The sequence below is a fragment of the Sphingobacterium sp. CZ-2 genome, assembly GCF_004526235.1.
GTDB lineage: Bacteria > Bacteroidota > Bacteroidia > Sphingobacteriales > Sphingobacteriaceae > Sphingobacterium > Sphingobacterium tenebrionis.
On the sequence record NZ_CP038159.1, the window covers coordinates 3743323 to 3756087 of the forward strand.

The window sequence follows — 12765 nt, forward strand, 5'->3', positions numbered from 1 at the left end:
TATTATTTACTCTTTGTTATAAACTAATTTATGTTATCTCTAATTAATATTTCTCTACCTGGCATGGTCACTGGCAACAGTCCTGATTTCAGCACCACCCTTTGCCCACGGTCGCCCGTAAGGAAGGCTGAAAAACCAATTCCCAAACCCATGTTCGGTTGATAATTCAATACGTAAAACGTCGTTTTCAAGGGGTATTCCTCCGTTGCGAAGGTAGTTTGTGAAGGCTTGGTAAATACCGTCTTGCCATCACTGCCCGTATTTTGAAGGCTTAAGATACGAATTTTATTTTCTTCTCCAAATTGCCTTCTATAATCCAAATACTGGGAATAGGAGACTATACCTATCGCATTAACGTTTGTTTCAATTTGTTTAAGAACTTCGGTAGACGTTTTCATCGCCTGAACAGATTTAGCGGAAATTTGATCCACTTTACTGAATTCCTTCACTTTTCGAACCATGCTGGAATTTATATTATCCAACAACAAGGTTTTCCCGGAGGCATCACCTTTCATCAATGAAGATAACGTCTGCACGTTGATCGAAGTATCCGGGGATGAAATATTATTTACAAAAACCACACCATCATTCCATATTGGGAAGATTCTCGGTGTAATTTGTCGATTTCCAAACCCGGCGCTCTCCCGCTCTGTCAGTTCCCTGGCCAAAATGGCCATAGAACCATCACCTTGAATCAGGCTGTTGATCGCTTCCCGCTCCGGTTTAGAAATGACCTGAATCTTCGTGTTCACATAGGAAGAGCGAAATACTTCCAACTGTTCGTTCAGAATGGAAGTGGCCGCTTCGTCCACGATGACCGTCATTTCCCCCGTTAGGATATCATTTTTATCCGTGCTGGCATTGGGCTCACCGGTACCTTTGGCTACTTCTATTTTATCCGCAGTTTTCGAATTGGAACAAGAAATACCAGAGGTCAATAAACCTATAATAAGCAAAGAACTTAAAAACTTACGCTTCATATTTATTTAGAATATAAATATGCGCTAAGGATTAATTTAATCCCTAAAATTATTTTGCCACAGACGGGCGAAGCGCATAAAGGAATATACAATTAATAGCACACCAAAGATGTTCTTGAAGGCGGGGTTGATTTCGATGGGAAAGCCTTTCCAAAAGATGATCAATAGCCCCAACACGAAATAGAACAGGAACATGGCAAGCCCTAAAATAGACAGAAATCGCTGTGTGGGCGATTTCCGTCTAAAAGAATTTCTTGTTGGATTATCCGACATATGTATCTTATTGTTGAGACAAGTCAAGACGGATTGGCAAGGAGAACTTCACAGGTACCTTCCTACCGTTCTGAATGGCAGGGTTCCAGCTCTTGGATTTCTTCAATGCAGCAACTGCTGCTTGCCCGATACCATGAGACAAATCTTTGTCAATTTTGATGTCTGTCACCTTTCCGTTTCTATCGATAACGAAAGATAACTGAACAGTTCCTTTTACACCAGCCTCAATTGCTGCTGGAGGGTAAACCAATGCATTCTGAACAAATGAACGGAAAGCGTTGATACCACCTGGGTATTCTGCTGGAACCTCTACCGACTCAAAGTCATAAACTTTGTTCGGGTCTCCATCAGGTGAACCTTTAAGGGAACCTGTGATAGCACCATCCACTTTTTTACTTCCGAATTCTCCCGGAGGAACTGCTGTACCACCTGGTGTACCTTTTAGGGTCAACCTTGCTGGTGTAGCGTTTTTCTCCTTGATCTCTTCTTGGGTAACAACTTCCTCTTTTACTTGTCTCGAATCCACTACCTTAGGTTCTGGGAAACGGATCAAGTCTTCTGCTGGAGGATCTTGTTGTATACGTTGAGGAGGTGTCTCTTCTTGTGGAAGAGGCTCTTCTTCTTCCGGCTCAGGTGGAGGTACCAAATCCTCTAGGGTAACTGGGCCTAGATCAACTTCTTGAACCACTTCCTTCTCAGGAAAGATGTTCAGGTCGAAGGCTTTCACAGCTACAAAGAAAAGAACAACTGCCGATACGGAGAATAAAGCAATATTGGTGGCTTTGGGCGCGAACTTACGTAAGGCATAAGCTCCATATTCTTTATTTCTATTCTCGAAAACGACATCAAGCCATTCTTTCTTAAATAAATCTAATTTTGAACCTATCATATCTTTAAATTTTTACCGTAATTATTTTACGTTGTATGCTCCATTATCTTTCAACACCTGTACTTCTTCAGGTTTGATCTTGGAAATCATGTAACGTTTAATATCTACGATTTTCATTTCGTCTAATATATCTACCGTATTCAGGTGTACCGACTCATCACTTGGACGGATAACGACGATTAAGTCTTTACCGCCTGTAGCTTGAGGAACCTGTGCTTTCATTTGGATAAGCACTTTGCGGATACCTTCTTTGGAGAAATCAACTACTGTTGGTGGAGTGATCGGATTAGCCAACTGGCCGTAATACCAAACGATTTTATTGTCTGAACCTAATAATAAGGTGATCGAACGGTTGTCTGCAATTTCCAATTCTGGATTTTGCTCCGATAAATCTTTGTTCTTATCAGGGAAGGCAATGTCCATCGCTTGCGGCTTACTTAAAGACGTTGTCAACATGAAGAAGGTGATCAGTAAGAAGGCTAGATCCACCATCGCGGTTAAATCTACCTTACCACCGTTTTTCTTCGACCTGACTTTCCCGCCTTTTTTACCGCCTCCGGAGTCTTGATTTAATTCTGCCATTTTATTCTATTATTTCTCCGTACGTAATCCGGTCACAAAACTGAATCTGTTCTGTTTTTGGTTACGCAAGGTTTCAATGATCAAATTCATTACGGAATATTTCTCGGTTGCATCTGCTTTGATAGCGACTTTCAATTGACCTGGATCAACGAAATTCTTCTCTTTTTCAGCGCGCTCACGATTGAATTCCACCGTTGCGATACGGGCTTGCTGTACCCAGTGGTAAAGCTCGTTCGAATTGGCCTCTGTACTATCTACAGGAATACCTTTTTGAACATCCTCTTTACGCTTGTCTTTTTCCAAAGACAACAAACCACGCAATTCCTTCATTGGGACACCGAAGTCGTCCATCAATTTGAACTTCTCGTAATCTTCGGCCGAGAATGGGATGCTGTATTTTGCAGACATCTTCTCAAGAGTCAGTTTCCTAACGTTAGGATTCTTGATTCCTAAGAACACCTTCCCTCCGTGGTTCACTGAGATCACTGCCAGGTTATCGTCTGGTAGTTTCTCTAGTGTAGTAGAGGCAGGAGTGTCTACGGGCATCGTTTCTGGTTGACGTGCTGTTGCCGTCAATACGAAGAATGTTAGAAGCAGGAACGATACGTCACACATCGCCGTCATGTCGATGGAGGTACCGGCTCTTTTTACTTTTGCTTTTCCCATTTCTTTACTTCTTTAAATTAACACTCTATTGCTTTCATAAGGATGATGCTGAAAAGTTGAAGAATGCATAAATTATTTTCAACTTTTTTTCAGGATCTTCTTATTTGTGGTTTGCAGCGTATGTTTGTACGATTGAGAAACCAGCCTCGTCAATAGAATATGTTAATGTATCGATCTTAGAAGTTAAGATGTTGTACATGATAATAGCTACGGTAGATGTAGCGATACCTGTTGCCGTGTTGATCAAGGCCTCAGAGATACCATTCGCTAATTTTGCTTGGTCAGGAGCACCACCAGTTGCCAACGCCGAGAAGGCCTTGATCATACCTGTTACTGTTCCTAATAGACCTGTTAATGTACCGATAGAAACCAACGTTGCAATTACCGTTAGGTTTTTCTCTAACATCGGCATTTCTAATGTTGTAGCCTCTTCGATTTCTTTTTGGATAGCCAATACCGATTTTTCAGTATCTAAGCCTGGGTTAGCTTCAACATCTTTATATTTTAATAAACCCGCTTTGATAACGTTTGCTACAGATCCCTTTTGCTTATCACACTCTTGGATAGCTGAATCAATGTTACCTGTTCTCAACAAACCTTGTACTTTTCTCACGAAGTTACCTACGTTTCCTGTACCTGATGCTTTACCAATAACGATAAAACGCTCGATAGAGAATACGAATACCATTAAGAATAATCCCAATAGAACTGGTACGATGTAACCTGCATGATAAACCATACCCATATAGTTACCCGGTACTGGTTGATTCTCGCGATTTCCGTCGATAAAGTTTGCTGGATCACCCATTACAAATTCGTAAACCAAGTAACCAATCACCAAACAAATGATAATTGCTAAACTCGCAAATAAATTACCCGCGGTGCCACTGTCTTGTTTAGCTGGGGCTGTAGTAGTTTTTGGTGCGTTTGCCATTTTTTTACTAATTTTTAGATTTTTTACTGTTGTTTAATTATTAAGTTAAATTCAATTTTATGCAAGCTAAATCGCGTTATTTTACATAAATTCAAAACAAATATAGCATTTTCTGTTAAAAACAAAATTAATTTGAAGATATAATAAGAGTGCATTTAAAGCCTGTCTATGTCCTCATTGATATGCTACAGCAGTTTCCAATCAATGCTTCATCACTTTATGTACATAACGGTCTAACATTACTGTTTTTTTTACAATGAAAACCATTTTTTTTCTGATATGCAAATTATCAAATCGTTAAATGTTAAAATTAAGTGAGCATTTACTCACAATAAACGTTGCCACAGCAACCCATTTTAAACCATTTAAACCAAGTATTTCTTTGTTTTTTAATAGGTTAAGGCGATAAATATCCCTTAACCGCCAATGCCTTTCACAGAATAACCTTCGGATTCCAAATACTGGATTATTTTTTCTTTAAAATCCCCTTGTATCAGAATTTCGCCGTCTTTCGCACTTCCACCTACCCCGCATTTTTGCTTCAAAACCTTGGAAAGTGATTCTAAATCATCCTGTTTGCCGATAAATCCCATCACCAATGTAACGGTTTTTCCCTTCCTGGCCTTCTTATCCCTACCTACCTTTAGCTTCTGCTTCTCCTTGGGAAGCGTATCCCGGTCCTCATCGGAATCAAATTCCTGATAGGAATAGTCGGAATCCGTAGAATATACGATCCCTTCAAATCGTTGCTTCTTCTGTTTTGCCATAATTAACAAATAATATTTAATGCTTTTGGTAATACTTCGATATGGATCTGCTGGCCGAGATCCATCGGTTCCCCATCCAAGTGGACCGGAGCTTTACCTTCCTGTTCAATACAAATCTTCTTGCCCGGTATGATCTCCACATATTCCGACTGGTCGGCCGTCTTATTAAAGAGGTGGAAAATCATCAAGGGTAATGTATATAACGGAAATTTATGCACAATACATACATCCAATACGCCATCTGTGATCGAAGCATTCGGCGCGATGTAGGCATTATTGCCATATTGGGGCGAATTGGCGACCGAAATCATAAAGGCTTCCCGCTCATATTCCTCCCCATCGATCAATAATTTATATTTCTTGGGTTTATATTTACTCAAAAGATTGATGACCGTGCGTAAGTAACCTACCGGTCCACGAAAGGTTTCGCCTGCAAATTTATCGCTTACCGAGGCATCAAAGCCGATGCCTGCGATATTGAAGAAATTCCGGTCTTCGGCCTTGGCACAATCTACGGCCAGGAATTCGAAACGGTTGATTCGGCGCAAAGCGGCCGATTCGTTCATGGGGATTCCTAAATATAAGGCGAGTCCATTTCCAGAACCTTCCGGGACAATGCCCAGTGGAATTTCCGAGCCTACCAAAGCCGATCCGATCTCATTGATCGTCCCGTCGCCCCCCACAGCGACTACCGCATCGTATTTTTCTTCGATGGCTTCTTTGGCCAGCTCATAGCCATGGTTCACATGATTTGTTAATTTAAAGGTAGGTTCAAATCGGCTTAAATCCAACACCTCCAATACCTGTTTATTAAATGCCGTTTTCTTCTTCCCCCCGGATATGGGATTGACTATAAACAGTATGCGTTTCTTTGCCATCTCAATCTGATAATTCCGCTAAAGATAATAATTTGGTTGAAATACTTTTTAAATAATGCAACTTATCGTAGCTTTGTTGCCACCGTAAAAAAAACACTTATGGCATACTTATTTACCTCCGAGTCTGTTTCTGAAGGACATCCAGATAAAGTTGCAGATCAAATTTCGGATGCATTGATCGATAATTTCCTAGCCTGGGACGAAGATGCACGCGTAGCAATCGAAACCCTAGTAACCACCGGACAGGTCGTGTTGGCTGGCGAAGTAAAATCAAAAATCTATTTAGACGTTCAAAAGATAACCCGTCAGGTGATCGAAAAGATCGGATATACCAAATCCGAGTATATGTTCGAAGCCAATTCCTGTGGTGTGCTTTCGGCCATCCATGAGCAGTCGGCTGACATCAACCAAGGGGTTGACCGCGTGACCAGGCAAGAACAGGGAGCGGGTGACCAAGGGATCATGTTCGGGTATGCGAACAATGAAACCGAGAACTACATGCCTTTGGCATTGGATATCTCCCACCGTTTATTATACGAACTAGCGGCTCTACGCCGTGAGAATGATAGCATTCCCTACCTACGTCCTGATGCGAAATCGCAGGTGACCTTGGAATACGATGACAACCACAAACCTGTGCGTATTGATACCATCGTTATTTCGACCCAGCATGATGATTTTGCGGAAGAAAAGGAAATGCAGGAGAAAATCAAATCGGATATCGTTAATATTCTGATCCCGCGTGTGAAGGCACAATTGAAACCTGAATTACAGGCATTGTTCAATGGGGAGATCAAATACCATATCAACCCAACGGGAAAATTCGTGATCGGTGGACCACATGGAGATACCGGTTTAACGGGAAGAAAGATCATTGTGGATACGTATGGTGGTAAGGGGGCACATGGTGGTGGTGCTTTCTCCGGAAAGGATCCATCCAAAGTGGACCGTTCTGCAGCGTATGCAACAAGACATATTGCCAAGAACTTAGTGGCAGCTGGTGTTGCTGATGAGTTATTGGTACAGATTTCTTATGCGATCGGTGTGAAGGATCCGATGGGTATCTATGTGAATACCTATGGTACTTCGAAGGTGAACAAAACCGATGGTGAAATCGCACAGATTATTGCTGAACTGTTTGATATGACGCCTTATGGCATTGAAACTAGATTAGGACTTAGAAAACCGATCTATGCGGAAACTGCTGCTTATGGTCATATGGGTAGAACCCCAAAAACAGTGACTAAGACATTTGAAAATTCTAACGGGGAGATAAAGACGGTAGAAGTCGATTTGTTTACCTGGGAGAAATTGGATTATGTGGATAAGGTGAAAAAGGCTTTCGGGCTGTAAAAGTATAAAAGTCTAAAAATATTATCAGCCGATAATTAAAGCAAAAAAGCAGATTCAAATGAATCGGCTTTTTTTGCTTTAATTATCACATTTCCCTATATTGTAATCTCCTTCAAAAAAGACAGATTTTGGAATTATTCATTTTTTTATGAGATTTGAAAATCTGATTAAATCTATTTCTGTGAAAAAGCTAAGTGAAAATAGGAAACTTATAACCGCCTTAAAATCCGGCTCGGAGAAGGCGTTTACAGAAATTTATAATAAATACTGGAAAAAACTGCTTGCTATTTCCTATCATATTTTAAAGGATAAAGAACAAGCCCAAGAAGTGGTTCAAGAAGTTTTTATTTCTATTTGGAATAACCGAAAAGAAATTGAAATCGATTCAATTGAAGGATACTTGGCAACTGCAGTAAAATACAGCACATTTAAAGTAATATATAAAAACAAAAGACTCAACGAGATTGAGCAAGGTTTGCAACAAGCAGATTCATATCTTGAAGACGACAAAATTGAAGCACGTTTCCTCAAAGACTATTTAGATGGGGTAATAGAAAAACTTCCAGAAAAATGTCGAATCATATTCAAATTAAGTCGAGAAACCTATTTAACCAATCAAGAAATCTCTGACAATTTAAATATTAGTGTAAAAACTGTCGAAGCACATATTACCAGAGCCATAAAAATCCTTCGTATAAACCTCCATAAGGTAGGCCTAAGCTTGGTATTCTTATTACTATTTTAATTTCACTTCTATTTTTTTTAATTCCATATAGGGTTATGTCTTTCGAGAAGGTACATATATATGAAGCCCAAAAATTATGGAAGAAAAACAAATCAAAATTCTGATTGAGAAATACCTCTCTGGAAAAGCATCTCTGGAAGAGAAAAAGAGTCTAGAGATTTGGTATAAATCCCAATTGGAGGATGATATCGTATGGGATTTAGAAGACCAAAGCTTTCAATCCTTTGAAAATAAAATAAAATCTGCCATTTGGGAAGAAACAGTTAATAAGCATGCAAAACTAAAATATCGCAAAAGGATATCTTATTCTGCAGCAGCTGCCATTTTGTTGTTTTCATCATTTTTGATATTTCTTCAAATCAAACAGAAAGATTTTCAGCAACTAGCTAAAACTCCAATAAATCAAGTTGAAAATAGACATATCATATTACCAGATAGTAGTATTGTAATTCTAAGACCCGGAAGTGAAATTTTATTATCAAAAGAATTTGGAATTGAAGACAGAGAGGTTGAACTAATAGGTGAAGCATATTTTGATGTGACACCAAATAAAATAAAACCCTTCATTATAAATTCAGCGAATATTAAAACTACTGTACTTGGAACTGCTTTTTCAATTCTTGCTAACCCAAACGGTAAAACCATTGAAGTTATAGTTGACCATGGCAAAGTACGGGTTGAAAAACAAAATAAAACGTTAGGAATTCTCCAAGCAAAACAAAAGTTAATCATCCCAGAAAACCAACGGGTGGATGAGGATATAAAAATTCTAAATGAAGTTTCCAAAAATGAAATGGCATGGATGGAAGAAGACATGAATTTTGAAGCTTTAACTTTTTCGGATTTAACTAAAAAGCTGGAACGACGTTACCAAGTTAATATAGAATTAATGGATCCCAAATTAGCCAACTTGAAAATATCCGGAGTATATAAAGGAACAGAAAAATTGGAGGAAGTACTTACTAACTTATGCGTAACTACCAATACAACCTTTATAAAATTGAAAAACAAGAGATATCAGATTAAAGAAAACAAAAACCTTAACTAATAACAACCATTAAAACCAAAAAATATGAAACTAAACTCAAATTCTACTTAATCCAAAAAACAAGACCCCCCAAGCCCTAGGAAGCATAATGGGGAGTCCGGAGAATTAAATCAATTGTTTACACTTAATCCCATTACAAATAATGCAAAAACTACGGTTTTTTGCAAGGGGTAGATTACATCTCCTTACCACCTTGCATAAACAGTCTAACTTCCGTTTTCTTATGAAAATAAAATTGGTTTGTGCAATGTTGTCCACAATAACCTTAAACCTATTTGCGACACCAAATAGTTTTGGACAAAATGTCAATACGACTAAAGTCGAAATCAGTTTTAAACAGGCAACTTTAAAACAAATATTATCCGATTTACAAAAACAATCTGGGTTTAGCTTTTTTTATCCTAGTGATATTGTTGCCCAGTATAATGAAATTTCAATTGATTTATCCAATGAAATAATGGCTGAAGCTTTGAACATGGTGCTGAAAAATACGCCATTAACTTATGTACAGCGAGGAAATAACATTATTTTATTTGTAGGAGATAAACCAACGGAAAAGTTAAACAAAAGTTCTGAAGTTTATCAAAAAACGGTTTCTGGAATAGTTGTTAATGAACAAAATAAACCCATTGCCGGGGTTACTGTTCAGGTAAAAAATCTAAAAACTAACTCTTCAAACTTCAAACTAAACACAGCAACAGATCAAAATGGACATTGGAGTCTTATTTTACCTCATAGTCAGGTAACAATAAGCCTATCTATGATTGGATTTGAAACCCAAGATGTTGAACTTGATGGAAGGTCAGAATTAACCATTCAGTTGAAACCTGCAAAAGCCCAAGAAATAGAAGATGTGGTAATTACTGGTTTATTTGAAAGACCTAAGGAAATGTATACTGGGGCAGCAAGATCTTTCACCCAAGAACAATTACAGAATGTTTCCAGCGACAATGTATTAACTGCTTTGCGATCTTTAGATCCCTCTTTTCAAATGCCGGAAAACATAAATTTAGGAGCTAATCCTAATGCTCTACCCGAGGTAACTCTAAGAGGAGGAAATAGTCTAATAGATCCAAACACTTCCACCAATAATCCATTTAATTATTCAAACAATCCAAATACTCCCCTATTTATTTTAGATGGTTTTGAGGTCTCTTTAGCACGAATCAATGATCTGGATTTGACACGAATAAAAAGCATCGATTTATTGAAGGACGCTACTGCGACATCTATCTACGGATCTAGAGCAGCAAATGGAGTTGTAGTAATAGAAACTATACGACCTAAAGCAGGGAAACTAAATTTAACCTATACTGGAAATGCCACCATTGAATCCCCTGACATCTTAGATTACGATGTGTTAAATTCTTCTGAAAAATTAGCTATTGAAAAGCAGATTGGTGTATATGACTATTCCTGGAATTCAGTCGATCAACAACTGAAAACCATATACAATGAGAGATTAAGGGCTGTTACTTCAGGAGTAAACACAGATTGGCTAGCACAACCAATCCGTACAGGGATTGGACAAAAACACAATATTTATGTGGAAGGAGGGAAAGACGAAATTCAATATGGAATCAACTTAAATTATTATAACAACTCTGGAGTTATGAAAGGTTCTAACCGTCAGACTATGACTGGTAATACTTTTCTATCCTATCGTTTTAAGAATCTAATGTTCAAGAACGATCTTACACTGGTAAGTAATTTAGGGAATAATTCACCTTTTGGGTCTTTTAAACAGTATACCCAATTAAATCCATATTGGACTCCGTTTAATTCGGATGGTTCCTATAAGTTATATCTCGAGGAAATTTATAACGAAGATACCGGTGCAAGGCTAACAAATTTTGATACTTACAATAACCTAACGGGTTATGTTGGAAGACCGACTAATCCATTATATGATGCCAGTCTCAATATCTTGGATCAAACGAAGTACCATAGTATTATCAATAATTTTGCCTTGGAATGGCAAGCTTATTCCTGGCTAAAATTACGCGGAACATTTGCTTACCTGTTCCAAGCGGATGAATCCGATAAATTCTTACCTGCACAACATTCAACATTTGCTAACACACCCACATTTGAAAAGGGGTCATACAATAAAGGTTACGGAAAAAATCAGCGTTACGAGGGGATATTTTCAGCCAACTTAAGTAAAACGTTTGGTAAAAACCTCATATTCGCAACCCTTGGAGCAAATATATCCCAGGAGGATAACAATACACAAAGGTTTTTGGTTGTTGGATTTCCAAATGCAAGTATGGATGATATAACTCAAGGGCTTCAGTTCGACCTTGGCAGTAAACCTATCGGAACTGAAAACATAAAGCGACTAGCTGGCCTGTTTTCAAATATATCCTTTGCTCATAACAATCGATATTTATTAGATTTTTCATATAGGGTTGATGGCTCATCACAATTTGGTTCCAACAACCGGTTTGCTCCATTTTGGTCAGCTGGGGCAGGTTGGAATTTACATAATGAAAATCTAATAAAGGATATTGAAGGTATTAATAGACTTAAAATCCGTTATTCGTTTGGATACACTGGATCACAGAATTTTGATTCATTTTACGGACTTACCACATCACGATATTTTACAGCCACGGAATATCGTGGCATGATCGGCACTTATTTACTCGGATACGGAAATCCAAATTTAGCTTGGCAGAAAACTCAAAAGAACAATTTAGGAGTAGATATTACCTTATTTAACAGGCTTGATCTATCGGCGAATTATTACATTGAGAAAACCCAAGGGTCAATTGCTTCTATTTCAACAGCTCCTTCATCTGGGTTTATCGATTTTAAGGAAAATATGGGTGATTTAAAATCAAATGGCTGGGAACTATATTCGAAATTTAATATTATTTCAAATCCTAACAATCGGAACAATTGGTCTATTTTCTTGAACCTATTCTCGGTTAATAATAAAATCGAAAGGGTATCAAACACCATATCTGCTCTGAATAAAGCGGCAGATGAACAATTATCTACTTTACCAATTACTCGATTTGCTGAAGGTCAATCCACCACGGCTATCTGGGCAGTACCATCTTTGGGAATTGATCCTGCTACGGGCTATGAAATCTTCCTAACTAAGGATGGCCGATTAACAAATACATACAATCCATTAGATCAAATTATTGTGGGTGATACTCGTTCAGATCTAGAGGGTACCTTTGGGACAAACTTTGAGTATAATGGAATTGGATTAAACGCATTTTTTCGGTTCAAAATGGGGGGTCAATCTTATAATCAAACCTTGGTCGACCGAGTAGAAAATGTAAATGTTAGACTTTATAATGTTGACAGAAGAGTTTCAGAAGAACGCTGGTTAAATCAAGGAGACCACACGTTCTATAAAGGACTAATAGATGCCGATGGATATGGAAATACTACACCAACCTATGCTACATCAAGGTTTGTCCAAAATGACAATCTCCTGTCCTTAGAAAGCATCTCCCTCTTTTATCGTTTCAATGATGAAATTTCTAAAAAATGGGGTATGAGAAATACGAAGATAACGGCATTCTCAAACGATGTATTTCGATTTTCAAGTATCCGAAGAGAACGTGGCTTAGACTATCCGTTCAGCAGATCATTTACATTTCAAATATCAACTAGTTTTTAATTAAGAT

Annotated in this window: 12 protein-coding genes; 4 read left to right on the forward strand and 8 right to left on the reverse strand. The window is 38.2% G+C overall.

Annotation, left to right across the window (positions count from 1 at the left end):
* Positions 1 to 23 precede the first annotated feature (23 nt).
* The 8 genes from E3D81_RS16310 to E3D81_RS16345 all read right to left on the reverse strand — a co-directional run bounded on the left by E3D81_RS16310 (position 24) and on the right by E3D81_RS16345 (position 5969).
* Positions 24 to 980 (reverse strand): PstS family phosphate ABC transporter substrate-binding protein, encoded by a 957-nt coding sequence (locus E3D81_RS16310; protein ID WP_134778245.1) that lies wholly within the window; start codon positions 978 to 980, stop codon positions 24 to 26.
* Between the two features lie 36 nt (positions 981 to 1016).
* Positions 1017 to 1253, reverse strand: coding sequence for a hypothetical protein (locus tag E3D81_RS16315; protein WP_099364997.1), 237 nt, complete (start codon positions 1251 to 1253; stop codon positions 1017 to 1019).
* Between the two features lie 7 nt (positions 1254 to 1260).
* Entirely contained in the window at positions 1261 to 2142 is an 882-nt protein-coding gene (locus tag E3D81_RS16320) for an energy transducer TonB (protein WP_134778246.1), read from the reverse strand.
* 21 nt (positions 2143 to 2163) lie between these two features.
* Entirely contained in the window at positions 2164 to 2724 is a 561-nt protein-coding gene (locus tag E3D81_RS16325; protein WP_099364999.1) for an ExbD/TolR family protein, read from the reverse strand.
* A gap of 9 nt (positions 2725 to 2733) precedes the next feature.
* Complete coding sequence (locus E3D81_RS16330; protein WP_134778247.1) at positions 2734 to 3390, reverse strand: ExbD/TolR family protein; 657 nt, start codon at positions 3388 to 3390, stop codon at positions 2734 to 2736.
* Positions 3391 to 3490: 100 nt separating this feature from the next.
* A complete protein-coding gene (locus tag E3D81_RS16335; protein WP_099365001.1) occupies positions 3491 to 4324 on the reverse strand; it encodes a MotA/TolQ/ExbB proton channel family protein in 834 nt (277 codons plus the stop codon).
* Between the two features lie 416 nt (positions 4325 to 4740).
* A complete protein-coding gene (locus E3D81_RS16340; protein ID WP_134778248.1) occupies positions 4741 to 5091 on the reverse strand; it encodes a translation initiation factor in 351 nt (116 codons plus the stop codon).
* 2 nt (positions 5092 to 5093) lie between these two features.
* Entirely contained in the window at positions 5094 to 5969 is an 876-nt protein-coding gene (locus E3D81_RS16345; RefSeq protein ID WP_099365003.1) for a diacylglycerol/lipid kinase family protein, read from the reverse strand.
* Positions 5970 to 6068: 99 nt separating this feature from the next.
* Between E3D81_RS16345 and metK the strand changes: the two genes are divergently transcribed.
* From metK to E3D81_RS16365, 4 genes are all read left to right on the forward strand, one after another.
* Positions 6069 to 7322, forward strand: coding sequence for a methionine adenosyltransferase (gene metK, locus E3D81_RS16350; protein ID WP_134778249.1), 1254 nt, complete (start codon positions 6069 to 6071; stop codon positions 7320 to 7322).
* 148 nt (positions 7323 to 7470) lie between these two features.
* On the forward strand, positions 7471 to 8067 hold the full coding sequence (locus E3D81_RS16355; RefSeq protein ID WP_099365005.1) for an RNA polymerase sigma-70 factor: 597 nt from the start codon (positions 7471 to 7473) through the stop codon (positions 8065 to 8067).
* A 76-nt stretch (positions 8068 to 8143) separates the two neighbouring features.
* Positions 8144 to 9115 carry a FecR family protein gene (locus tag E3D81_RS16360; RefSeq protein WP_134778250.1) on the forward strand — a complete coding sequence of 324 codons (972 nt, stop codon included), beginning with the start codon at positions 8144 to 8146 and terminating at the stop codon, positions 9113 to 9115.
* 223 nt (positions 9116 to 9338) lie between these two features.
* Positions 9339 to 12758, forward strand: a complete 3420-nt coding sequence (locus tag E3D81_RS16365) for a SusC/RagA family TonB-linked outer membrane protein (protein ID WP_167554356.1) — start codon at positions 9339 to 9341, stop codon at positions 12756 to 12758.
* Positions 12759 to 12765: the final 7 nt, after the last annotated feature.